This is a genomic window from Aquimarina amphilecti, assembly GCF_900109375.1.
Lineage (GTDB): Bacteria > Bacteroidota > Bacteroidia > Flavobacteriales > Flavobacteriaceae > Aquimarina > Aquimarina amphilecti.
Genome location: NZ_FOAB01000010.1, coordinates 109,302 through 134,063 on the forward strand (window position 1 = coordinate 109,302; position 24,762 = coordinate 134,063).

20 protein-coding genes are annotated in these 24,762 nt (G+C 32.9%); 10 read left to right on the forward strand and 10 right to left on the reverse strand.

Annotation, left to right across the window (positions count from 1 at the left end; genetic code table 11):
• Window positions 1-185 precede the first annotated feature (185 nt).
• From secDF to gyrB, 5 genes are all read right to left on the reverse strand, one after another.
• A complete protein-coding gene (secDF, locus tag BMY33_RS21520; RefSeq protein ID WP_091412349.1) occupies window positions 186-3,209 on the reverse strand; it encodes a protein translocase subunit SecDF in 3,024 nt (1,007 codons plus the stop codon).
• Between the two features lie 217 nt (window positions 3,210-3,426).
• Window positions 3,427-4,047, reverse strand: a complete 621-nt coding sequence (locus tag BMY33_RS21525) for a hypothetical protein (protein WP_091412351.1) — start codon at window positions 4,045-4,047, stop codon at window positions 3,427-3,429.
• A gap of 185 nt (window positions 4,048-4,232) precedes the next feature.
• Window positions 4,233-5,159 (reverse strand): malate dehydrogenase, encoded by a 927-nt coding sequence (gene mdh, locus BMY33_RS21530; protein ID WP_091412352.1) that lies wholly within the window; start codon window positions 5,157-5,159, stop codon window positions 4,233-4,235.
• Window positions 5,160-5,267: 108 nt separating this feature from the next.
• Window positions 5,268-6,269: a DUF6588 family protein gene (locus tag BMY33_RS21535; RefSeq protein WP_139195719.1), complete on the reverse strand. Its 1,002-nt coding sequence runs from the start codon at window positions 6,267-6,269 to the stop codon at window positions 5,268-5,270.
• 187 nt (window positions 6,270-6,456) lie between these two features.
• On the reverse strand, window positions 6,457-8,397 hold the full coding sequence (gyrB, locus tag BMY33_RS21540) for a DNA topoisomerase (ATP-hydrolyzing) subunit B (protein WP_091412355.1): 1,941 nt from the start codon (window positions 8,395-8,397) through the stop codon (window positions 6,457-6,459).
• Between the two features lie 501 nt (window positions 8,398-8,898).
• Between gyrB and BMY33_RS21545 the strand changes: the two genes are divergently transcribed.
• Window positions 8,899-10,044, forward strand: a complete 1,146-nt coding sequence (locus tag BMY33_RS21545) for a M12 family metallopeptidase (RefSeq protein WP_091412358.1) — start codon at window positions 8,899-8,901, stop codon at window positions 10,042-10,044.
• A gap of 130 nt (window positions 10,045-10,174) precedes the next feature.
• Here the strand turns inward: BMY33_RS21545 and BMY33_RS21550 are convergent, their stop codons facing one another.
• Complete coding sequence (locus tag BMY33_RS21550; protein WP_091412360.1) at window positions 10,175-10,390, reverse strand: hypothetical protein; 216 nt, start codon at window positions 10,388-10,390, stop codon at window positions 10,175-10,177.
• Window positions 10,391-10,910: 520 nt separating this feature from the next.
• On the reverse strand, window positions 10,911-12,596 hold the full coding sequence (asnB, locus tag BMY33_RS21555; protein WP_091412361.1) for an asparagine synthase B: 1,686 nt from the start codon (window positions 12,594-12,596) through the stop codon (window positions 10,911-10,913).
• Between the two features lie 259 nt (window positions 12,597-12,855).
• Between asnB and BMY33_RS21560 the strand changes: the two genes are divergently transcribed.
• Entirely contained in the window at window positions 12,856-13,389 is a 534-nt protein-coding gene (locus BMY33_RS21560) for a DUF2911 domain-containing protein (RefSeq protein ID WP_091412363.1), read from the forward strand.
• 1,384 nt (window positions 13,390-14,773) lie between these two features.
• On the opposite strand, the gene BMY33_RS21565 is transcribed toward BMY33_RS21560, so the two are convergent.
• Together BMY33_RS21565 and BMY33_RS21570 are read right to left on the reverse strand one after the other, a co-directional pair.
• Complete coding sequence (locus tag BMY33_RS21565) at window positions 14,774-15,403, reverse strand: 7-carboxy-7-deazaguanine synthase QueE (RefSeq protein WP_091412365.1); 630 nt, start codon at window positions 15,401-15,403, stop codon at window positions 14,774-14,776.
• 68 nt (window positions 15,404-15,471) lie between these two features.
• Window positions 15,472-15,924: a RidA family protein gene (locus BMY33_RS21570; protein ID WP_091412457.1), complete on the reverse strand. Its 453-nt coding sequence runs from the start codon at window positions 15,922-15,924 to the stop codon at window positions 15,472-15,474.
• Window positions 15,925-16,082: 158 nt separating this feature from the next.
• Between BMY33_RS21570 and BMY33_RS21575 the strand changes: the two genes are divergently transcribed.
• From BMY33_RS21575 to BMY33_RS21610, 8 genes are all read left to right on the forward strand, one after another.
• The gene (locus BMY33_RS21575) at window positions 16,083-17,618 is read left to right on the forward strand and encodes a helicase HerA-like domain-containing protein (RefSeq protein WP_091412367.1); all 1,536 of its coding nucleotides are present in this window, start codon (window positions 16,083-16,085) and stop codon (window positions 17,616-17,618) included.
• Between the two features lie 45 nt (window positions 17,619-17,663).
• A complete protein-coding gene (locus BMY33_RS21580; RefSeq protein ID WP_244543075.1) occupies window positions 17,664-18,230 on the forward strand; it encodes a hypothetical protein in 567 nt (188 codons plus the stop codon).
• Window positions 18,231-18,250: 20 nt separating this feature from the next.
• Entirely contained in the window at window positions 18,251-18,619 is a 369-nt protein-coding gene (locus BMY33_RS21585) for a cupin domain-containing protein (protein ID WP_091412371.1), read from the forward strand.
• The gene (locus BMY33_RS21590) at window positions 18,616-19,455 is read left to right on the forward strand and encodes an alpha/beta hydrolase (protein WP_091412373.1); all 840 of its coding nucleotides are present in this window, start codon (window positions 18,616-18,618) and stop codon (window positions 19,453-19,455) included. Before BMY33_RS21585 ends, BMY33_RS21590 begins: the two co-directional genes overlap by 4 nt.
• 22 nt (window positions 19,456-19,477) lie before the next feature.
• Window positions 19,478-20,347, forward strand: coding sequence for a 23S rRNA pseudouridine(2604) synthase RluF (gene rluF / locus BMY33_RS21595; protein WP_091412376.1), 870 nt, complete (start codon window positions 19,478-19,480; stop codon window positions 20,345-20,347).
• A 60-nt stretch (window positions 20,348-20,407) separates the two neighbouring features.
• Window positions 20,408-20,833 (forward strand): VOC family protein, encoded by a 426-nt coding sequence (locus BMY33_RS21600; RefSeq protein ID WP_091412378.1) that lies wholly within the window; start codon window positions 20,408-20,410, stop codon window positions 20,831-20,833.
• A 146-nt stretch (window positions 20,834-20,979) separates the two neighbouring features.
• A complete protein-coding gene (locus tag BMY33_RS21605; RefSeq protein WP_091412380.1) occupies window positions 20,980-21,921 on the forward strand; it encodes a sterol desaturase family protein in 942 nt (313 codons plus the stop codon).
• 30 nt (window positions 21,922-21,951) lie between these two features.
• Window positions 21,952-23,316, forward strand: coding sequence for an aldehyde dehydrogenase (locus BMY33_RS21610; RefSeq protein ID WP_091412381.1), 1,365 nt, complete (start codon window positions 21,952-21,954; stop codon window positions 23,314-23,316).
• Window positions 23,317-23,326: 10 nt separating this feature from the next.
• Here BMY33_RS21610 and BMY33_RS21615 read toward each other — a convergent pair whose 3' ends face one another.
• On the reverse strand, window positions 23,327-24,682 hold the full coding sequence (locus BMY33_RS21615; protein ID WP_091412383.1) for an FAD-dependent oxidoreductase: 1,356 nt from the start codon (window positions 24,680-24,682) through the stop codon (window positions 23,327-23,329).
• Between the last annotated feature and the right edge of the window lie 80 nt (window positions 24,683-24,762).

Sequence of the window (24,762 nt, forward strand, 5' to 3'; positions counted from 1 at the left end):
TGATATTTTCAAATGTAGGTAATTAAAAAAATTAATTTCTTATTCAATTATTACGCAAACGATATAGTGTTAACAAAAAGAGAAAGATTCACAAAACCACAGTCAATTAACAGGGAAAATTCAAATAAAAAAAGAGCTGTACCCTAAAAACGATACAGCCCTTTTTTATAAAAATCTACAGAAAACTATTCTTCAATTTTCTTTTTTTCTTTAAGACCAACTTTCTTCACTGTGTCATACATTACAGGAGTTGCAATGAATAATGAAGAATATGTACCTACTAATACACCAATAATTAATGAGAACATAAATCCTCTTAATGGTTCAGCAAAAATAAAGATTGCTATCAATACTAATAAAGTAGTTAACGAAGTATTCAATGTACGACTTAATGTACTATTTAATGCTCCATTAATATTCTTGTCTAATGGCCAACCAGTATGTTCCGCGAAATATTCACGGATTCTATCAAATACAACCACCGTATCATTCAGAGAGTATCCTACAACCGTTAATATGGCTGCAATAAATGCTTGATCAATTTCCATATTAAATGGCATAAACTTCCAAGTAATTGAGAACACACCTAATACAACTAAAACATCATGAAACACTGCTGCTACTGCACCTAAACTAAACTGCCATCTTCTAAATCTAAATAGGATATACAAGAATACTACAATTAAAGATCCGATAACCGAAACAAATGCTGCTTGCTGAATATCATCTGCAATAGTTGGTCCTACCTTTCTAGAAGACATAATACCCACTTGTTTATCTTCATCTCCATTAGAGAATTCCGCATACGTCATACCATCTGTCAAATAAGGTTTTAAAGCAGTAAATAAAGAATTAGAGATTTCAGAATCTACTTCTTCACCTGTTTCATCTACCTTATATTTTGTTGTAATCTTTAACTGGTTATTAGCGCCTAAGGTTTTTGCTTGCGCGCTACCAAAAACAGCTACCAAATCCTTTTCTACATCTGTAGGTACTACATCCTGAGCAAAACGAACAGTATACGTTCTTCCTCCAACAAAATCCACACCTTCATCTAATCCTTGTCCTGGAGTAAATAGTGATACAAGACCGGCTACTACGATAATACCTGAAATCACATATGCAATCTTTCTTTTTGCAAGGAAATTGATATTTATATTCTTAAATAAATTCTTAGTAGCTGCCGTAGAAAATGCTAGTTCTTTACCATTTTTACCATATCCATCAATAAATAATCTTGTAATAAAGATTGCGGTAAATAAGGATGTAAGAATACCAATTAACAAAGTTGTTGCAAATCCTTTAATTGGACCTGTACCAAAGAACAAAAGAATTAAACCTGTAAGACCTGTTGTAATGTTTGCATCTAATATAGATGACAAAGCATTATTAAAACCGTCTTTAATTGCATCTACTTGAGACTTCCCTTTTGCAAGTTCTTCTTTAATCCTTTCAAAAATAAGTACGTTCGCATCCACAGACATACCAATCGTTAATACAATACCCGCAATACCAGGTAACGTCAATACAGCTTTTAATCCAGCTAGTACTCCAAAAATAAACAGAATATTTACTACCAAAGCAACATCAGCAAAAGCTCCAGCCTTACCATAGTAAAAAATCATCCAGATTAAAATCAACACCAATGCAATACCAAATGACATCACTCCACTATCAATAGCCTCTTGTCCTAAAGACGGTCCTACTATTGCACTCTCAATAATATCTGCAGAAGCTGGTAATTTACCAGCTCTCAATACATTTGCTAAATCTTGTCCTTCTTCTACTGTAAAATCTCCAGAAATTTCACTTCTACCTCCAGAAATTGGTCCTTTAGAAACACCAGGTGCAGAATATACAATATTATCTAATACGATAGCAATCTGACCTCTTGTTTGCGAAGCCCTTCCTGTCATTTCTTCCCATTTCTTAGCTCCTTTACCATCCATCTGCATGGTTACTACAACATTATTCACTTGATCATAAGTTTGTGCAGCATCGGTAATTACTCCTCCACTTAATTCTGGAGTATTATCACGGTTTCCTTTTAACGCATATAAATCTACTCTTTCACCTTCTTTCTCAGCCTTACTCCAAGCAAATTTTGTGTATCTTAAAGCCTGAGGTAATAAAGTTCTAATGTCTTTTCTATTTAAATACTCATCAAACTGCTCTACATCTTTAATCGCAACAGAAACTAACGCTCCAGGAACTGATGGCGGTCCTAATAAATCATTTATTGGATTTACCTGTGTTTCTACATCTGTAGAATCCTCAGAATCTGCTAATAATTTTTCTATTTCAGCATCTGCATCCGTTTTAGTAGTATCCGCCTGAACGGTATCTAGTACTTTTTCTGATTCTGTAACCTCATCAGTTACTTCTTCTTTAACTTCTACACCATCTTTAGCTTCTAATTCTTTCTTAAGTTTCTCATTCATTCTGCTTAAGAAAATACCAAGTTCTTGAGCATTTTCTACATCCCAAAACTCTAATTGTGCAGTACTCTGTAAAAGTTTTTTTACACGATCTACATCCTTAGCTCCTGGCAATTCTACTAAAATACGCCCTGACTCTCCTAAACGTTGGATATTAGGTTGTGTAACCCCAAACTTATCAATACGCTTACGAAGTACTTCGAATGCTGAAGTTACTGACTCGTCAATTTTTCTTTTTAAAACTGGCTCTACAATGTCATTAGACATATCAAAAGTGATATCATCACTTAAATTTTTATTCGCAAAAATATCTGGAGAAGCTAACTGAGCATCAGGTATTTTTTCAAACTCTATAAAGAAATCTTCAACATATGTATTCTGACTATTTTTCTGAGTCTGATCGGCAGCATCTAGCGCTTGTATAAAAGCAGGGTTTTTAGAATTATTAGCCAATCCTTCTAGGATATCTCTAACAGAAATCTGAAGAATTACATTAATTCCACCCTTAAGGTCAAGACCTTTATTTAGTTCTTTTGACTTAGCATCGTTATAACTAAAATTTGCAAAAATTGGATCCTTACCAATAGAATCTAAATAAGTTTTTTCTGCTGTATCTCTTAATGCAGAAGCATCTGCTTCTGGATGTTTAGCTAAGGCATAGTTCTCAGCTTCTTTTTCTTTTGTGTATGTTAAGTACGTAAACGATAATTGGTAAACACATACCAATCCAAATAAAATCGCAAACACTCTAACAAGTCCTTTATTTTGCATTATTATTTATTTTGGTCAAACCCTTTTAAATCAAATAGGATTCAACAATTATTAATTTATTAGAATTTAATTATTGGAAAGCTCTGTCAAATCTTTGACATGAGCTATATTAAAAAGTCAAGTAGGATTTAGAAAAAAAACAACTCAATTACTTTCTTCTTATCTGACTTCCTAAAAATTGGAGATGTAAGGAATATTAAAATTAATATATCCTTAATTAAGAAATTGGTCCTGCTCTTACCTCAGGAATCTTATAAGAAATATTATCTATTGTAATTGCAATAGATTTATTAACTTTTTGAGCTAATTTTGTTAGTCTAGCTAAATGATCAATATCATTTTCGGTTACAAAACTATGTGCATAAAAACCTGAAGCTCTATCCTGTTTTTGTTTAACCTCTAGAACAAAAATTCCATTAGAATCCGTATTGGAGTCTGTACTTTTTTGAATTTTATAAACATCTAGATTATAGTCTGAAGAATTTTTGTTGAACGGAAATTGATCGTCTGCACTATTCTGATCAAATAAAATATGATTTAAGGCAACACCTTGTTCTTTAGACAGTATTTCTTTGATACTTTCTACATCAGCATCACTATAATAAGCTATCTTAAGCTTACCATTATTTAAATCCTTAGAAATCCGAGTGTTTCTAACCCCAATAGATTCCAATTGTTTTTTCACAAGCGCAATTGCGTTTTGCGCTTCTGAAGAAGTAACCTCAACATCAGTAAACTCAAGAACAATTTCTTGATTAGGCACTACAGTTTGATGCTGCATCACAACTAATAGTGCAAATGCAGTAATCAAAATTTTGAAGTACCATTCTTTTCTCATGATCGCAAATATAAAAAAATTAAAACTGCATTTCTAAAGTCTTACAACAAATATCTTCTTAGAAAAACTAAATAACTCTGTGACTATGATTTTATTTTATTACAAACATTTAAAGTTATAAAAAAACAAAGAGTTACTATGTAATAGCAACTCTTTGGCAATTCTATATAAAGGATATTATTAGACTATAATTCTAACAATCCATTAGTTTTCTTAACTCCTTCAGCACTTTCAGAAAGTTTTGCCTTTTCTGCATCGCTAAGATTTATTTCTACTACCTTTTCAATACCATTTCTACCTAATACTACTGGCGCTCCTATACATAGGTCATTTAACCCATACTCTCCTTCTAACAATGTAGAACAAGGAAAAATCTTTTTCTGATCACAAGCAATAGCCTGAACCAATCCTGATACTGCAGCTCCTGGAGCATACCATGCTGATGTCCCTAATAATCCGGTAAGTGTAGCTCCACCAACCTTAGTATCAGCAGCAACCTGCTCTAAGCGCTCATCAGAGATATATTCTGAAACTGGCACGCTATTTCTAGTTGCTAGTCTTGTTAAAGGAACCATCCCTTTATCACTATGTCCGCCAATCACCATTCCATCAACATCAGAAATTGGAGCTCCTAATGCTTCAGCTAATCTATACTTAAAACGAGCACTATCTAAAGCTCCACCCATACCAATAATTCTGTTCTTAGGAAGATCTGTAGTTTTATGTACTAAATATGTCATTGTATCCATTGGATTACTAACAACAATAATAATTGCATTTGGAGAATGCTCAATCAAACTAGAAGAAACAGATTTTACAATCCCTGCGTTAATACCAATCAATTCTTCACGTGTCATTCCAGGTTTACGCGGAATACCAGATGTAATTACAGCAATATCACTTCCTGCAGTTTTAGAATAATCATTTGTAGTTCCTGTTATCTTAGTATCAAACCCGTTTAAAGAAGCTGTTTGCATCAAATCCATTGCTTTACCTTCTGCATATCCTTCTTTAATATCTAACAATACTACCTCTGAAGCAAAATTCTTAATGGCGATATACTCGGCACAACTTGCACCTACTGCACCAGCTCCTACTACTGTAACTTTCATTATCTCTATATAATTTTGATTAATATTATCTTGGCATATTGAATCTCTTCAATATCAGCGCGAAAATACAAATTCTTTAACGATTTTGTTTGTGAATTCTTAGTTAAATTACCAACCAAAATTCAAACCAATAGAGAGGTTTTGATAGTTCTGAAGCGTATAATCTAAATTAGCTCTAAAAAAACCTAATTTCACATTAGCACCAATAGTAGCCTTAAGGCCTGAAGTTTTATTATCTACAGAAATTGGATCCTCTACAGTCTGTGTTGCTAACGGACCATTTTGCACCTCATAGGTACCTAAAATATCAGCTTTACTATTCCCTGCGTAATACCCAAATCCTCCATAAAAATTAAATTTAGGAAGCTTTGTAGATATAATACCGCTTACCAACCATGAACTAGATTTTAATCGTATTTCTTGATCTGTTCCATCAATCTGGCTATCTGCCGTAAAATCATAAAACCCTCTAACATTAGTATACCCTATTAATCCAGAGAACCTAAAAGGAAGTCTTTTCCAAGAAAAAATCCAATCGGTTAATTCATGCTGAACTGCCAACCCATATAGAAAAACTTCTGTATTCTCACGCACAGCAATTTTTGGTAAAAATCGAGCTTTAATTTCGGTGCTTTTTGATATCCCCATAGACCCTTGAAGAAATCCAGTAGGTGCAATATTCACTTCCTTACCACCTATACCGTCAGGGAGTGTTACTTCTACTTGTGCTAACTGCCCTTGATTTAAAACCACTACGATATCACCACGATCACCACCAAAAGCATTTGCTACCAATTGACTTGATGGACCTTCTCTAAATTCTACACCTTCATAATCAGCGGTATTAAGAACAAATGACTGCTTTTCTTCTCTTACAAAAGAAAGGTTACCTAGAAATCCAACTTCAAAACGCCACAACTTTTTAACTTCAGCTGTTTTATACCAACCATTAGACATACTATTCACCAATAGTTCACCAGCTGGAGCAAAATAGTCATTACTAAAACGCTGTGCATTTTCTATACCTAATTCTAATAACTGATCTACATTGGTTTGGGAATAAGACACTTTAAACAAAAGCATCGCTAAAAGCAGTATAGTTTTTTTCATCTGTTTCTATCTAAGGTTATTCAATAATCAGATGGAATGCACATAAACTAATATTTGAAAAAGTAATCAAACATTTTAGGTCTGTTCATTTCACTAGATTTGGGTTTAATAGGCGCGACAATATATAAAAAAATCCGTTATACACAGTACAACGGATTTCATTCTATATTATTTAATAACACTTACATTACGCATCAATGTTAGCGTAAACTGCATTTTTCTCAATGAATTCTCTACGTGGTGGTACCTCATCTCCCATTAACATAGAGAAGATTCTATCTGCCTCTGTTAAATTATCAATTGTTACCTGACGCATTGTTCTAAATTCTGGGTTCATCGTAGTATCCCATAATTGTTCCGCGTTCATCTCACCAAGACCTTTATATCTCTGAATCTTAGAACTCTCTCCAAATTCCTTTACAATCATATCACGCTGATCGTCATTCCAAGCATATTGTTTTTTGGCTCCTTTCTTAACCAAATATAATGGCGGCGCAGCTATATAAATGTGTCCTGCCTCAATTAACTCTTTCATATAACGGAAAAAGAATGTAAGAATTAATGTAGAAATATGACTCCCATCCACATCAGCATCACACATGATTACCACTTTATGATAGCGTAATTTAGAAAGGTTAAGTGCTTTACTATCTTCTTCAGTACCAATAGTAACCCCAAGAGCAGTAAAAATATTTTTTATTTCTTCATTCTCAAAAACTTTATGATGCATTGCTTTTTCTACATTCAAAATCTTACCACGTAAAGGTAAAATAGCTTGAAACATACGATCACGCCCCTGCTTTGCAGTTCCACCTGCCGAATCTCCCTCGACAAGAAACACTTCACATAAAGCTGGATCCTGCTCTGAACAATCAGATAGCTTACCAGGAAGTCCACCAATACTCATTACCGTTTTTCGCTGTACCATTTCACGAGCCTTCTTAGCTGCATGACGTGCTTGCGCCGCTAGAATTACTTTCTGAACGATTGTTTTAGCATCATTAGGATTTTCCTCAAGGTAGTTCTCTAACATTTCAGAAACAGATTGAGAAACCGCAGAAGTAACCTCTCTATTTCCTAATTTAGTTTTCGTCTGACCTTCAAATTGAGGCTCCTGCACTTTTACAGAAACAATTGCAGTAAGACCTTCTCTAAAATCATCCCCTGCTATTTCAAACTTTAGTTTATCCAACATTCCTGAAGCATCAGCATACTTCTTTAAGGTAGAAGTAAGCCCTCTTCTAAATCCTGAAAGATGTGTTCCTCCTTCGTGTGTATTGATATTATTAACATATGAATGAAGATTCTCTGCATAAGAATCATTATAAATCATAGCAACCTCTACAGGAATATCGTTCTTCTCTCCTTCCATAGAAATCACATGTCCTATAACAGGACTACGACTCGTATCCAAAAATCTTACAAATTCTTTTAAACCCTCTTCAGAATGAAAGGTTTCTGAAATATAATTACCATCATCATCCTTATGCCTTTTATCTGTTAGATTAACTGTTATTCCTTTGTTAAGATATGACAACTCTCGCATACGACTTGCTAAAGTATCGTAGTTATATTCCAGCGTCTGCTGAAAAATAGTAGGATCAGGTCTAAAAGTAACAATTGTACCGTTAAAATCAGTATCTCCTGTGGACTTTACCGGATACAGAGGCTTTCCTTTTTCATACTCTTGCTCCCACACTTTACCATCTTTATGCACAATCGCATGTAAATGATCAGAAAGTGCATTAACACAAGAAACTCCAACTCCGTGCAGACCACCAGAAACTTTATACGAGTCTTTATCAAATTTACCTCCAGCTCCAATCTTAGTCATTACAACCTCTAAAGCCGAGACACCTTCTTTTTTATGAATTCCAACAGGAATACCACGACCATTATCCTTAGTAGTGATGGAGTTATCTTCATTTATTGTAACATCGATAGCATCACAATGACCAGCCAATGCTTCGTCAATTGAGTTATCTACAACTTCATATACTAAATGATGCAAACCTCTAGTACCTACATCTCCAATATACATGGATGGACGCATGCGTACATGCTCCATTCCTTCTAACGCCTGAATACTATCGGCTGAATAATTATTTTTCTTTGCTTCTTCGCTCATAAATCAGCTTTATTTATTACAATTTTTGGTCAACAAACAAAGATAAAAAAACAGCCAAATGTTCAAAGCGTTTTATAACGTATGATTTAAAGAGTTATCAACAATTAGTTAAGAACAAGACTAGAAAAATAAAAAAGCCTCTTAAAAGTGATTAAAACAGCCTTAAAATCGATTTAAGATTAAATTAATAATTTATATAATCCTTCAAAAACAAAGACAACACTTTGTAAACAAACACTTTAACATCAAAACAATATTTTACAAAAACATATATTCATTTTCTTGGCTAAAAAATAAATCTAAAGACAAACAACAATATTAAAATAATGTTCTCCCTTAACATCTTTACGTTTTCTCACCCAACACTTACGAATAATAAAAGCCTCTTAATTAAATGACATCATTCACAATAATACAACCTACCTCCGTTAAATCAACCAGACTACAGATGTGGTCGAATTAAAGGAAATACACACAATCAACAAATTTAATTTTTTAAAAATGAAAACTAAAAATCTAATGAATTTAGGCAAAATTGCCTTTATCTGCCTAGGACTAGCTATGGGTTCTTGTACAAACGAAAATTTTGATGAAGAAATCAACAATGAAGAAAACAATGATATCCAACTAGAAAAAAAATCTTTTCTTGGAGAAGCAATATACGTAGAGTCTATTGGTGATGGAGAATATCTTGCCGGGGATGTAATCTATAACGAAGACATGTTCGATAATGGTGAATTTGACCTTAATCCCGTTCCTGGAGAAGTTGAAAAACTAGGACTAGCACCTGGAGTTACAAAATGGCCCAACAACACAATTATCTATGTTTTAAGCAATAGTTTAACTTCTAACCAAAGACAGGTTACTCTAGAATCTATAGAGCAATGGTCTTCTAAAACTAATATTAAGTTTAAAGAACGAACGAATGAAAATTACTATGTTACCATAAGAAATAATGGAGACAATTGTAATTGCGCAAACGCTAGTTTAGGAGTTCAAGGAAATAGAGGAACTATTAACATGGGAGTTAGAACTGGAACTGGAGTTATGACTCATGAAATAGGACATACACTTGGGTACTTGCACGAACAAAATAGAAGCGATAGAGATCAATTTGTACGAATTTTCCCTGAAAACATACAAGATGGCGCGATAAGTCAATTTAGAATCAGTAATAACTCTGTAAACCCTGGAGCTTTTGATGTGCAATCCATAATGATATACAGTAGCTTTACATTTAGCAAGAACGGACAACCGGTAATGCTTGAGTTAGATGGAACTCGCATTCCTTTTAACGGTAGATTATCTGCCGGAGATATCGCTGGTACTAATTTACTATACCCTGGAGGAGATGATGGTGGTGACGGAAACGATATATGCGAAGGAATAGATGAATGGTCTAGAAACATTAGATATAATGTTGGCGACAAGGTTACGTATCAAGGTTTCTTGTACGAAAGAGATTTTAGTAGTTGGAATCAGATTGGAAAGTGTGGAGAGACTCAACCGGCAGACATCTGTGATGGTATTGAATCATATAATGGGAACATAAGCTACTCATCTGGTGATCAAGTAACTTATAATGGTTATTTATACTTACTACAAAGTAACAGAAGATGGTCTAATCAAGGTCGTTGCGGAAGTTAATTCTCAAAAAATCATCTTTTCTTACGTGATTAAAACAATAGGGCTACATTACAATGTAGCCCTATTATTATTTCAAGTTTTACATTCAAGAAATAGCATCTCTTAAACTATGTACAAGAAATGAATAATCCTAAAAGTTAGGACAAATAGGATCTGTACCATCCAAACAGATATAATCTCTTTGCACCCTACATACTTGTCCATTTACAATACAAGCACAAGGGCCGCCAAAAGGAGGTGCTCCAGGAAAAGTACACGCCGATGGAATAAATCCTCCGTTAATTGCTTGTTGCTCTTTTTTACTTAATTGCTGAGTCGCATTGAGTTTTAAAATGTTTTTTAACATAACAGAAAATTAAAATATACCGTGAAAATTTTAAAGATGCTCACGACTTACACCCTATTAATGAAACTGATAATTTGAGCTTGACAACTTAGAATGTTTTATTGCCCAAGGAAGTCTGATCGTAATATTTACCTAAAAACAACATCTACTGTTTAGACATCAATAAAAAATATTATCATATTAGATATTTAAAACGAACAATATCACAATTAAAAACACAATAAATTCCTCATAAATCTAATTATAAAAGAACTGTAAATTCCCCAAAAAATAGTTAAACTTATTATTTTAACAACCAAGGATAATTAACTCTTCATTCGAGAAAATCACTTACTATAACGCCACACTTTTTTTTTATTTACCATAGAGCTATCTCTATTAGCACAAAAGACTTCAGAAAAGATTTATTGACTATAAATACGTAAAAAACCCCAAGAAAAATTCTTGGGGTTTTACATCTCAATTAACTCAACTTTCAGCGACTCAAGCTGAAATTTTTAAATTTCTTTTTATTCTATTATTATTGCACAACTTCATCTAATAAATACGCATCATCATGAACATTTGCTACTGCTCTACCGCTAGGGTCATTCATGTTTTTGAAAGCTTCATCCCATTCTAATGCTATTTTAGTACTACAAGCCACAGAAGGTTCTTGTGGAACACACAATGCTGCAGCATCACTCGGGAAATGCCCTTCAAAAATTGATCTATAATAAAACTCTTCTTTATTTTGCGGTGTTTGTATTGGGAATCTAAAATGTGCATTAGCCATTTGTTCATCGGTTACCTCAGTCTCCACTACTGCTTTTAAAGTATCTATCCAACTATACCCAACACCATCAGAAAATTGTTCTTTTTGTCTCCAAGCTACACTTTCCGGCAAATATGACTCAAAGGCTTTACGAATAACCCATTTTTCCATTCTTTCCCCATTAATCATTTTATCCTGTGGATTGATACGCATTGCTACATCCATAAACTCTTTATCTAAGAATGGTACCCGTCCTTCAATTCCCCATGCTGCTAAAGATTTATTTGCTCTTAAGCAGTCATACATATGTAACTTATCTAACTTACGAACCGTTTCTTCGTGAAACTCTTTTGAATTCGGTGCTTTATGAAAATACAAGTATCCTCCAAATATTTCATCCGCTCCTTCTCCAGATAGAACCATTTTTACTCCCATAGATTTAATAACCCTTGCCATTAAATACATAGGCGTAGAAGCTCTAATAGTAGTTATATCATAAGTTTCTAAATTATATATCACATCCTTAATAGCGTCCAATCCTTCTTGAATTGTAAACTTAATTTCATGATGTATTGTCCCAATATGGTCAGCTACCTTTTGTGCAGCCGCTAAATCAGGTGATCCTTCCAAACCAACTGAAAAAGAATGTAATTGAGGCCACCAAGCTTCTTTAGTATCCCCAGACTCAATTCTTTTTTCTGAATATTTCTTTGCTATAGCAGAGGTAACTGAAGAATCTAAACCTCCCGAAAGCAATACTCCATAAGGCACATCTGACATTAATTGTCTATGAACCGCAGCTTCTAAAGCATCTCTTACCTCATCAATACTAGTTTGATTATCTTTTACTGTTTCGAAATCAGACCAATCTCTAACATACCATTTTGTTAATTCTCCTTTTTTACTATCCAAATAATGACCTGGTGGGAATAATTCTATTTTTGTACAAACACCTTCTAGTGCTTTTAATTCTGAAGCAACATAAAAAGTACCATTTTGGTCCCAACCCATATATAAAGGAATAATACCCATATGATCACGAGCTATTAAATATGAGTCTTGCTCAGCATCATAAAGTGCAAAAGCAAAAATACCGTTTAGATCATCCAAAAATTGAGCACCTTTTTCTTTATATAAAGCTAAAATAACTTCACAATCAGATTCTGTCTGAAAATTATAAGAACCATCAAACTTCTTACGAATTTCTCCATGATTATAAATTTCGCCGTTAGCAGCTAAAATCAACTTATTATCTTCACTAAACAAAGGTTGCTTACCAGATACAGGATCTACTATAGCCAACCTCTCATGAGCTAATATAGCTTTATCATCTGCATAAATACCACTCCAATCCGGACCTCTATGTCGTATCTTTTTCGACATTTCTAACAACTGAGGTCTTAACACATCTGCTTTTTCTTTTAATTCAAAAGCGCATACTATTCCACACATATTCTTCTTTTTCTATTAATTGAGAAGTCAAAGATGCATTTATAGTTACATTATTTAAACACAAAACCATTTTTTGATTTCAAATTTAAACTAAAAAACAATTATTGACATCAAAAAAAAACTATATACACACAAAAAACCTATCAAAACTATCAAGTTGTTATTTAACTCTTTTAACAGAATTTAAGGAGAGGATTAACATTTCCCATGTATGTTCCTACATATCTTTACGACAATTAAGAAAATAAAATCACGAATTATGAAAAAATCACTCTTCTTCGCTGTTGTTATGTTTTTAGGAACAGTAAGCACTATTAATGCTCAGAAATTTGCAGGACTACAGAAAAGTCCAACTGATATTTCCTATGCAAAAACAGACAGAAATGCAAAACCTGACATTAAAGTAATCTATAGTAGACCTCAGAAGAAAGGTAGAACGATGCTTGGAGACAAAGTGCCTTATGGAAAAGTTTGGAGAACAGGAGCTGATGAAGCCACTGAAATTAAACTTTTTAAAGATATGAAATTAGGAGATGGAACCGTAAAAGCGGGTACTTATTCTCTGTTTACCATTCCTGGTGAAAAAGAATGGACTGTAATATTAAGTTCCGATCTAGATGTATGGGGAGCATACTCTTATGACGAAGGTAAAGATATTGCTAGAATAAAGGTCCCTGCAGCAAAAGGTGATGAATTAGAAGCGTTTTCTATAGCTTTCAAGAAAGTAGATAAAGGATACCATATGGTTCTTGGATGGGAAACTGTAAGAGTAGAAGTTCCTTTTTACAACTAAGATAAAGTATCGCAAATAAAAAGGAGATTGAAAAATTCAACCTCCTTTTTATTTTTACAATAACCTTCTGACTAAAAAAGGTTAAATTATTTCACTGAAATAATAACTATCTGTGGATAGCATTACTAGATGCCCCTGGTAATTCTTTAAGAAAGTCCATGACAATCCTAAAAGTTAATCTGAATTTAGTGTAAAATAGCCCCATAATATTTCCAATTTATTTAGCTACAATATAATATCTAAAAGACTTTAAATCAACATTTTTAACAAAAAATGTAAGAACTTTTAGATATAAGGTTTTATTTAATCGATTAAAAACCTAAATATCAATTGTACTAGTAAAATTTATTCCTACTTTTTAGTTTATTTATCAAATTAATCAAGAACTATATTCTTAATAAATTTAGACAATATAGTATTATAGCGTTTCCCAAAAACTACACAATACTAATTAATCAATTATCTATGTATTGCATTACTGCTAGCGGAAGGTAATTCCTTTAAAAAACTCTTTAACGAATTAAAGTCTATTCTAAATATATTGTAAAAATATTTCATAATTATTTGATTTTTAAATTGTTATGCAAATATAAAACTCAAACGTAAATCAATGAAAAAAATTAACATGTAGAATTGAGTATTTTAGACATAAAACCACTTTTATACGATGTAGAAACAAAAATGCTTTAAAAACATTTACACAAAAAAGAAATTACTTACAAAAAACAGTATAGAATCAGGGGTGAATCCCCCTAGTATTTAAGAGTGTAGGCTCAAGGTTATTATTTTTCTTTGCTTCACCAGCATATCCTATTTATTTTAAAAGTTCTTAAACCTTTTCTAAAAACCCTACGAAACTGAGCTAAATAAAAATGATATGAAAGGTCATTTTTTTATAAAAACGATACACAAAACTTATTGTAAAAAACAAAAGACTACAAACTAGTGTAATCTTTTACTTATAAATTAATACGGGATATTGAACTTAAATTATCTGCGCATTGCATAGCGAGAGGCACTCGGAAGATCCTTCACGAAATCAATAAACATTCTAAAATCAAGCCCAAAAATAGAGTATAAGTTTTTCATAAAAAACTGTTTTTAAATTACTTATATAAAAGTAAAAACAACTTTCTGCAAAATCAAAAAAAAAGATAACTATCATTTAACAATTAGTTAAACACATATTTATCTACGTCAAAAAACCTAAATCAAGAGCCAAGCAAAAACCAAAAAGAAAGTTTTATCTTACAATAATACATTTTAATAGAAGGGAAAATTCTTACAAAATTACGGTCAAACCATAATTTTAAAAATAAGCAATTATAAAACCGACCTAAAAACGTCAAAAACCATAAAGAAGATGTGCTTACCAAGGAGTTAATTATGGAATATTCAAGTACTTATGAGTCTGTAAAGACACCTTCCACTTGGGGTTTTTCATCACATAATCTACAATCAAAGGAATCATCTTTTCTCTAACACTCCATTCTGGTTGTAAATACAGTACACAATCTTTCGAAACTTGTGAAGCTTGTTCTTCAGCAAAATCAAAATCGCTCTTATTATATACAATACATTTTAATTCGTGAGCTTTACTATATATTTCTTTGGTAGGAAGTTTTACTTTTTTAGGCGAAAGACAAATCCAATCCCAATTACCAGTCAGAGTATACGCACCAGAAGTTTCTATATGAGTTTTAGCACCTTTACTCTTTAACCCTTTAGTAAGTTCAGACATATCCCAAGTAAGGGGCTCACCACCTGTGACAACAACTACATTACTATATTTCACTGCATTATCTACAATTACACGTGTGGAAGTTGGTGGGTGAAGTGCTGCGTTCCAACTCTCCTTAACATCACACCAATGACATCCAACATCACAACCACCAATTCTTACAAAATAAGCAGCAGTACCCTTGTGATACCCTTCTCCTTGTATGGTATAAAATTCTTCCATCAGCGGAAGCATCCTACCTTCATTCACCAATTTCTCTGTACTTTCTTGCATAAGGATGCAAAGGTACACAACATTAGATAATTAAAGTTATAAATTCTATATGGAAAAATGATCTAACTTTAATTTTTTACTGCGACACATTCTATTTCAATTTTTGCTCCTACCGCTAAGCCTTTAGCAGCAAAAGTAGTTCTTGCAGGTTTCTGAGGGAAATACGTTTTATATACCTTATTAAAAGCAGAAAAATCATTTATGTCAGAAAGTATAACCGTACATTTTACAACATCACTCATATCCATATCATGATGCTTTAATACATCCTTAATATTTTCTAATGTTTGTTTTGTTTCTTGCTCTATTCCTCCTGTTACCAACTTACGAGTTGAATGGTCCATACCAACCTGACCCGAAAGAAAATACAAATTACCAACTTGTACCGCATCAGAAAATGGAGCGTTCGATTTTTTTGGCTCATGAGTCTCATGAAAGGTAATAGAAGTATTCGAACCGCTATTAGGCGTACAACCAAACAAAGAAATGACCAACATCAGCACTAAATATATCTTTTTCATCATTCTAAAACTTATAATTTATTACTTATAAAAGTAAACTATAATTTTCTACACCTCTTCATATTGATATAAAAATTATAAATTTACCTAAAACAAAACCACATTCATTTCGATAGCATAAGTAAGATTGCTATTTTTATCAAAATTTACATCAACTTATGAGTAGTAATCAGGATTTTTTTGACCATATAAATAAAGGATATACTACCAAGGGTGACTTCATCACCCTAGGAGCTGCAATGCATAATGGAGAAACTGTGACAGATGCTCACGTAAAAATTCCATTAAAAACATTAAATAGACATGGATTAATTGCTGGCGCTACAGGAACTGGTAAAACTAAAACATTACAAGTTCTAGCAGAAAACCTAAGTGAACAAGGAATACCTGTTCTTTTAATGGATATTAAAGGCGATCTAAGTGGTTTGGCTGCTGCGAGTCCAGGCCATCCTAAAATTGATGAACGACACGAAAAAATTGGTATTCCATTTGAAGCAAAAGATTTCCCTGTCGAAATTCTTTCATTATCAGAACAAGATGGAGTACGTCTTAAAGCAACAGTCAGTGAGTTTGGACCTGTACTATTTTCTAGAATTTTAGATGTAACTGAAACACAAGCCGGGATTATTTCAATAATTTTTAAATATTGTGATGATAATAAACTACCTCTATTAGATTTAAAAGACCTAAAAAAGGTTTTACAATTTGCTACTCGTGAAGGAAAAGAAGAATTGGAAAAAGATTACGGAAGAATATCTACCGCTTCTACTGGTTCTATATTGCGTAAAATTGTAGCTTTAGAACAGCAAGGAGCAGATATTTTTTTTGGAGAAAGATCATTTGACGTACAAGATCTATGTAGAGTAGATGAAGATGGAAGAGGTTTTATAAACATCTTACGGTTAACAGACATCCAAGACAGACCAAAACTGTTTTCTACATTTATGTTAAGCCTTCTTGCCGAAGTATATAGTACATTCCCAGAACAAGGAGACAGTGGACGACCAGAATTGATTATTTTTCTTGATGAAGCTCATTTGATATTTAAGCAAGCATCTAATGCATTAATGGATCAAATAGAAAGTATCGTGAAATTAATAAGATCTAAAGGTGTTGGACTTTATTTTGTTACACAAAATCCTACTGATGTACCTGACGGAGTTTTAGGACAATTAGGTCTAAAAGTTCAACATGCCTTAAGAGCATTTACCGCAAAAGATCGAAAAGCTATAAAACTCACTGCCGAGAATTATCCTATATCTGAGTATTATGACACTAAAGAAGTACTAACATCTTTAGGTATCGGAGAAGCTTTAGTATCAGCTCTTGATGAAAAAGGGCGCCCTACTCCTCTAGCAGCAACAATGTTAAGAGCTCCAATGAGTAGAATGGATATACTTTCTAAAAGTGAATTAGATGATTTATTAAAAAAATCTACCCTTTCTAATAAATATAACGAAGATATAGATCGAGAGAGTGCCTATGAGATTCTTAATGAAAAAATAGAAAAAGCTGAAGCCGAAGAAGCCAAAGCGGCAGCAAAAAAAGAAAGAGAGAAATTGAAAAAGAATTCCTCTAGTTCTCGTTCTAGAAGCAGGAAATCAAGTACTACTGAAAAAGCTGTTATCAAAGTTCTTACTAGTGCTACCTTTATAAGAGGGGCATTAGGAGTATTAAATAAATTATTACGCTAAACACAAAACCAATCATTGTTTAACCTTGGGAATAATTAACCTATTATGACTAAAAAAATTAGCTGTATTCTACTTATTTGTATAAGTTTATTGAGTTGTCAAAATGACAAAAAACAAGATCCATTCGAAATTTCTTATAATAGAATCGGTCACTTAACAAACACAACAAAAGTGAATCAATTAGATTCTATCTATGCCAATGACTCCATAGTAAAGATGTCAAAAAATGACAAAATCATAGATGTCGCTAATACAATAGAAATCTATGAAAAAGGCGGAGCCAAATTATTATTACTAGAACCTAGAGAAGAAAATAACCCTGCATCATCAATTGAAAGTATACAGGTCATTGATCCTAGATACAAAACTATTTCCGGACTATCGGCAAGTGGTGTTTTTAAGGATATTAAAGACAACTATACCATCACCAAGATTAATAATACGCTTAGTGCTGCGGTTATATTTGTTGACAGTATCCAGGCTTCCATAACAATTAATAAAAAGGAATTACCTAGCGAACTAAAGTTCAATACTGATAAAAAAATTGAAGCTTCCCAAATTCCGGATTCGGCTACAATTAAACATTTCATTATTAACTGGGAAAATAATTAAAATCTATTATTTGGATATTTATGAGTAAAAAATATCAAGTTCAAAAATCGCCTTTTGTAGTACCAACTACAGATGGAAAATTAATTGAAGAACATTTTGGAAGAGCCACTGATGGTAATTCTCAGGTTAGCATTGCTCATATGATAGCTCCTCCAGGCTGGAGTGAACCATTTCAAACACCAGAATTTGACGAATACACTTATATTATTCGTGGGAAAAAACAATTTATTATTGATAACGAAAAAGTAATCTTAGAATCTGGGCAATCTATTAAGATTAAAAAAAATACCCGAGTACAATATGCTAATCCATTTGAATCAGAATGCGAATATATAGCAATTTGTCTTCCTGCTTTTTCTATGGAGTATGTTCACCGCGAAGAATTATGAAGAAAATATTAAAAAAGTACATCCCAATTTTTATTGGTAAACGACTTTTATTACTATTCTTTTTTAACAAAAAAAAGGCTTTACACAAAGCCTATATATTATTTAGCACACCACTAAAAGGAAAAGTACTACCAGATCAGGAATACTTTCTAGAGGAAGCTGAAGATGAAATCGTCTCGGTAAAAAACAGTTTTTTACAAACATATAGATGGCCTAATATGGGAGAAACTGTTTTGATGGTTCACGGATGGGACAGTAACAGTCATAGATGGAAAACACTTGTTGAAAAATTACATCAGCAAAACTTCAATGTTATTGCATTTGATGCTCCTGCGCACGGTAATTCTTCTGGTAAAACACTGAGTGTTCCACTATATGCAGAATGCCTTCAAAAAATGATAGAATTATATCGTCCGAACTATATTATTGGACATTCTGTTGGTGGTATGACCACTGTTTTTCATCAATATAAATACCCAAACCCTGAAATAGAAAAATTGATTGTTCTCGCACCTCCAACAGAATTATCCGTAATTATGGAAGGTTATCAAAAAACATTGAAATTATCTGACAACTTCATGGAAGCTTTAAGTCAATATTTTAAAGAAAAATTCGGCTTTCATTTCAATGAATTTTCCGTTGCAGAGTTTGCGAAAAATTTAACGCATCCAGGCTTACTTATACACGACAAATTTGATGAAATTGCGCCATATACAGGTGCAGAAAAAATTAGTAAAAACTGGACAAATTCAAAATTTATTACCACAGAAAATTTTGGACATTCTCTATTCTTTGATGAAGTAGATGATATGATCATTCATTTTTTGAAAAATTAAATTTTATAAGCACCTTTGCATTGTGGAAAACTCTAAGCTTACTAGACTCAATAAATTCCTTAGTGAAGTTGGATACTGTTCTCGTCGAGAAGCAGATAAACTAATTGATCAAGGTCGTGTTACCCTAAACAACAAAGTTCCGGAAATGGGCACCAAAGTAGCTCCCGGAGATGAAGTAAGAGTTGATGGCGAATTGATGAACAAGTCTGAAGAACAACACGTATACCTCGCTTTTCATAAACCAGTTGGAATTGTTTGTACGACAGCTCAAAATGAAAAAGATAATATTGTTGATTACATCAACTACCCAAAACGTATTTTCCCAATTGGTCGATTAGATAAACCAAGTGAAGGATTAATTTTACTAACGAGTGATGGTGATATTGTAAACAAAATTCTAAGAGCAAGAAATAATCACGAAAAAGAATATATTGTTACGGTAAACAAACTAATTAGTCCTCAATTCATTAAAAGAATGGGTAATGGAATTCCCATTCTAGATACCATTACTCGTAAATGTGAAGTAGAACAGATAAATAAATACGACTTTAAAATAGTTCTTACACAAGGTTTAAATAGACAGATCCGAAGAATGTGTGAATACCTTGGATACGAAGTAACAAAACTAAAACGAATTCGTATAATGAATATTAGTTTAGATACTCCTGTAGGCGAATGGCGTTATTTAACAGAAAAGGAACTACATATTATTAATAATGATGTAGGAGACTCTAGTAAGACTGAAGAAGCATCTATAATAGAAGAAAAAAAAACAACAAGGCGACAAAACAATAATAAAAACTTCTCTCCCCAAAATAAGGGCAGAAAAAGTGCTGAAAAAAGAAATAGTTCTACTTCTAAAAAAAGAAAAAGAAGCGATAGAAAAAGATAAAACACATATTTATTTACAACCTTAGCATATATATTAAGGTATAAAATCAATAAATTACTTATGAAATCATTATCTCCTTTTCATCTTGCAATACCTGTGGATAATTTAGAAGTTGCACGAGATTTTTACAATAAAACACTTGATCTAAAAGAAGGACGAAGTAGTGACCACTGGGTAGATTTTAATTTTTTTGGGCATCAATTAGTAATTCATTATAAACCAAAATCAGAATCTACTACCAGTCATCATAATAATGTGGATGGCAAAGAAGTTCCTGTTCCACATTTCGGAATAATTCTAGAATGGGATATTTGGCAAAATTTCGCACAAATGTTATCCAATAAGAAAGTAGAATTTGTTATTGAACCTTATATTAGATTTCAGGGAGAGGTAGGAGAACAAGCGACCATGTTCTTTTATGATCCATGTGGAAATGCGCTTGAATTCAAATCTTTTAAAGATTCATCTCAGATTTTTGCAAAATAGTATGTATAGAATTTGAGAAAACCACATCTACATTTAAATAAACAATCGTTAAAAACATACTTTTTTTATTTAAAAAAGTAAAATGCTAAAGTTTTACTGCAAATTCTTATTATATTCTGCCCCAATTAGAATACAACAAAAAGAAAATGGATTTTATACAGCCCTTAAAATACGGTGTACCTTTATTTCTAATACTTATCGTAGTAGAATTGACATACAGCAAAAATCACGATGAACATAAAAACCTTTATAATTGGAAGGACTTATCTGCCAGTTTCACTATGGGACTTGGATCAGCATTTTTAGGACCTTTTCTTAAAACAGTTTTCTCAGTAGTATTATTTACCTATATGTACAACGTTTTCAATCCAGAAATTAACGGTGTAAGAACCAACATTATGGGCTGGGAATCTTTCGGATACGCATGGTATGTATGGTTATTATGTCAATTAGCGGATGATTTTACCTATTACTGGTTTCACAGACAAAACCATATGATAAGAGCATTGTGGGCTGCTCACATAGTTCACCACTCATCTGATAATTTTAATCTTGGAACAGCTGTACGTAATGGATGGTTTACACTTTTATATAAACCATTATTCTATATGTGGATGCCAATTGTAGGGTTTCCTCCTGAAATGGTTATTGTTTGTCTTGGAATAGAAGCTTTGTGGCAATTTCAATTACACTCTGTATTTATTCCAAAAATGGGCTTTATAGAAAAAATATTGAATACTCACACAATGCATCAGGTACATCATGCGAAGAATGTGGAATATATGGATAAAAACCACGGAGGTTTTCTCAATATTTTTGATAAGATATTTGGAACTTGGAAAGAACTTGATGATGAAATCGAAGTACAATATGGTGTTACGCACGCACCTAATTCTTACAATCCTTGGGTTATTTTGACACATGAATACAAAGACATTTGGAATGACACCAAAAAATCAAAAAACTGGTATCATAAGTTTATGTATATTTTTGGACCTCCTGGATGGAGTCATGATGGGAGTACTTTAACTGTAAAACAAATGCAGAAAGAGTTAGAATTGAAGAAGCGTTTGAGCGCAGGATCATAATTATTTTATAACATCGTTATATTTATCATTATGAACTATCAGGAAATCATAAATACTCAAAAAACTTTTTTTGACACCAATACTACTAAAGAAATATCTTATCGAGTAAAGGAGCTAAAACGTTTAAAAAATGTTTTACAAAAAAATGAAGACCTATTATATAACGCGATTTATAACGATTTTAAAAAATCCAAGTACGAAACATACACTACAGAATTAGCGATCATATATCATGAAATTGATCTTGCTATCGTGAACACAAAAAAATGGTCTAAGAAAAAAAGAGTAGGCACAGGATTAGCAAACCTTCCGGGTAAAAGTTATATAATCCCTGAGCCTCTTGGAACTATTTTGGTAATGGGAGCCTGGAATTATCCTTTTCAATTATCTCTAGTTCCTGCTATAGCAGCGATAGCCGCGGGATGTACAGTAATTCTTAAACCTAGTGAAATCCCATCGAACTCTTCGTCAATAATGGCTAAGATTATCAATCAAAATTTTAGTGAATCATTTTTTAAAGTTATAGAAGGTGGGGTAAAAGAAACTACAGAATTACTAAAAGTACGATTCGATAAAATTTTCTTTACAGGAAGTATTCCTGTAGGTAAAATTGTTTATCAAGCAGCCGCAAAACACTTAACTCCCGTTACACTAGAATTAGGAGGAAAAAGTCCTGCTATTATTACCAAAGACGTCGATATAGATATGACAGCGAAACGTCTGGTGTGGGCAAAATTTTTAAACACTGGTCAAACCTGTATTGCTCCTGATTATATAATGGTAGAATCTACCATACATAATGAGCTTTTATCTGCTATAAAAAAACACATCGAAAAAGCAGATTATAAGGTAGAGAACCAAAATTACACTCAGATAGTAAATCAAAAAAACTTCGAGAGATTACAAGCTCTTATCAAAAATGATAAAATATACCTAGGTGGTCAATGTGATGCAGAAAATAGAATTATAGTACCAACGATCCTTACGGAAGTTTCTTTTACAGATAAAGTAATGCAAGAAGAAATTTTTGGTCCTATACTACCTGTTTTATCTTTTGACTCTATAGAAAAAGCCATTTTGGATATAAAAACATTATCGAAACCACTATCCTGCTATATTTTTACAAAAAATAAAACTATCAAAAATAAGATCCTTAATGAAATCTCTTTTGGTGGTGGGGCAATAAATGATGCTGTCATGCATTTTATGGAACAAAACCTACCTTTTGGTGGTGTTGGCGATAGCGGTACAGGTAATTATCATGGTAAAGCAGGGTTTGTAGCATTTTCTCACTACAAAAGTATCTTACAAAAATCCTTTTTAATAGAGTTAAATCTAAAATATTCTCCCTACACCAGCACTAAATTAAAATGGTTGAAAAGACTTATTGGGTAAAAATCACTAATTAGACAACTTGATAAGCATTTAGGCCAGCTATTATTTGCTTTTCTACTTCCTCACTATCCCAAACATTTTCAATATTCTCTATTTGCATGATTTCATCCATAATAGCCGCTTGTTGATCTCCAATTTCTAGAGCTTCTGCATAAGGTCTATGTGTAAAAGTTACTCTAGTATATAAAGGAATCCATTTATTAGGATGTTTTTCAGAGAAATGCTTTTCTATCTTTTTTCTTAAAAGAAAGTTAGCGTCCGCAGTTTTACTACTCATTTCAACAAAATTACGATACGAAAGTTCTGCAATTGCATCGGTACTTGGTTTTCTGGTCTCCTGATATTTTTCAAAAATCTCCTGCCAGTTTTCTCCTTTATAAGCACCTATAATATCATCAAGAACCGAGATATCTTCAAAACCAGCATTGATTCCTTGTCCGTAAAATGGTACAATTGCATGGGCAGAATCACCAACCAAAGCTACTTTATCCCAATAACTCCAAGGATAACATTTCATGGTAACTAATGCACTAGTAGGATTATTCTCAAAATCTCTAAGTAACGTTGGCATTAAATCCATAGTGTCTGGAAAATTTTGTTTCCAAAACTCTTCTACCTCCTTATCATTTGTCAGACTTTCAAAAGAGTTTTCACCTTCATGAGGCATAAATAAAGTGCACGTAAAACTTCCATCCAAATTTGGCAAAGCAATTAGCATAAATTTTCCTCTCGGCCATATATGAAGTGAATTCTTATCTAACTTATGAGTACCATCATCATTAGCAGGAATACCAAGTTCTTTATAGCCGGCATCAAGAAAATCCTGTGAGTAATCAAACCTACTTCTTCTTTGCATTTTATGACGTACTCTAGAAAAAGCGCCATCACATCCAAAAATCATATCATACGCATACTCTTTCCATTCTCCCTTTTCTGTTTCTCCGGTATATATCTTAGCTTCTGGTAAATTAACATCCCATACTTTTTCATTAAATCGAAAAACAGCTCCCGATTCTTCTGCCAGACTAATCATTTTTCGATTTAATACTCCTCTAGAAATAGAATAAATGGCCTCCCCTTCTTTACCGTAGTATTGGTAATATTCCGGTTGATTATTCACGTGCATAGCTCTTTTATTCATTGGAATTGCAAGCTTTCTGATTTCTTCACCAATACCAACCTTATCCAATGCATTCCAGCCACGAATAGACATAGCAAGATTTATAGAACGACCGCTAAACTTAACCTCTCTAATATCAGGCCTTCTATCGAAAACCGTAACCTGATGATTATATTTTCTCAAATAAATTGCCAATAGTGAACCTGCCAGGCCACTCCCTACGATAGCTATATTTTTTGCTTGCATACTTTTTAGTGATTCCAGTTTGCCAAAGTATGAAAAGGAACTATACGGTCCGGATCTTAATGTCCTTGACAAACTTGCTC

What these genes read in the sequence shown, in the direction of transcription:
- secDF (WP_091412349.1), bottom strand. Translation starts at nt 3,209, where the DNA reads ATGCAAAATAAAGGACTTGTTAGAGTGTTTGCGATTTTATTTGGATTG.
- BMY33_RS21525 (WP_091412351.1), bottom strand. Translation starts at nt 4,047, where the DNA reads ATGAGAAAAGAATGGTACTTCAAAATTTTGATTACTGCATTTGCACTA.
- mdh (WP_091412352.1), bottom strand. Translation starts at nt 5,159, where the DNA reads ATGAAAGTTACAGTAGTAGGAGCTGGTGCAGTAGGTGCAAGTTGTGCC.
- BMY33_RS21535 (WP_139195719.1), bottom strand. Translation starts at nt 6,269, where the DNA reads ATGAAAAAAACTATACTGCTTTTAGCGATGCTTTTGTTTAAAGTGTCT.
- gyrB (WP_091412355.1), bottom strand. Translation starts at nt 8,397, where the DNA reads ATGAGCGAAGAAGCAAAGAAAAATAATTATTCAGCCGATAGTATTCAG.
- BMY33_RS21545 (WP_091412358.1), top strand. Translation starts at nt 8,899, where the DNA reads ATGAAAACTAAAAATCTAATGAATTTAGGCAAAATTGCCTTTATCTGC.
- BMY33_RS21550 (WP_091412360.1), bottom strand. Translation starts at nt 10,390, where the DNA reads ATGTTAAAAAACATTTTAAAACTCAATGCGACTCAGCAATTAAGTAAA.
- asnB (WP_091412361.1), bottom strand. Translation starts at nt 12,596, where the DNA reads ATGTGTGGAATAGTATGCGCTTTTGAATTAAAAGAAAAAGCAGATGTG.
- BMY33_RS21560 (WP_091412363.1), top strand. Translation starts at nt 12,856, where the DNA reads ATGAAAAAATCACTCTTCTTCGCTGTTGTTATGTTTTTAGGAACAGTA.
- BMY33_RS21565 (WP_091412365.1), bottom strand. Translation starts at nt 15,403, where the DNA reads ATGCAAGAAAGTACAGAGAAATTGGTGAATGAAGGTAGGATGCTTCCG.
- BMY33_RS21570 (WP_091412457.1), bottom strand. Translation starts at nt 15,924, where the DNA reads ATGAAAAAGATATATTTAGTGCTGATGTTGGTCATTTCTTTGTTTGGT.
- BMY33_RS21575 (WP_091412367.1), top strand. Translation starts at nt 16,083, where the DNA reads ATGAGTAGTAATCAGGATTTTTTTGACCATATAAATAAAGGATATACT.
- BMY33_RS21580 (WP_244543075.1), top strand. Translation starts at nt 17,664, where the DNA reads ATGACTAAAAAAATTAGCTGTATTCTACTTATTTGTATAAGTTTATTG.
- BMY33_RS21585 (WP_091412371.1), top strand. Translation starts at nt 18,251, where the DNA reads ATGAGTAAAAAATATCAAGTTCAAAAATCGCCTTTTGTAGTACCAACT.
- BMY33_RS21590 (WP_091412373.1), top strand. Translation starts at nt 18,616, where the DNA reads ATGAAGAAAATATTAAAAAAGTACATCCCAATTTTTATTGGTAAACGA.
- BMY33_RS21600 (WP_091412378.1), top strand. Translation starts at nt 20,408, where the DNA reads ATGAAATCATTATCTCCTTTTCATCTTGCAATACCTGTGGATAATTTA.
- BMY33_RS21605 (WP_091412380.1), top strand. Translation starts at nt 20,980, where the DNA reads ATGGATTTTATACAGCCCTTAAAATACGGTGTACCTTTATTTCTAATA.
- BMY33_RS21610 (WP_091412381.1), top strand. Translation starts at nt 21,952, where the DNA reads ATGAACTATCAGGAAATCATAAATACTCAAAAAACTTTTTTTGACACC.
- BMY33_RS21615 (WP_091412383.1), bottom strand. Translation starts at nt 24,682, where the DNA reads ATGCAAGCAAAAAATATAGCTATCGTAGGGAGTGGCCTGGCAGGTTCA.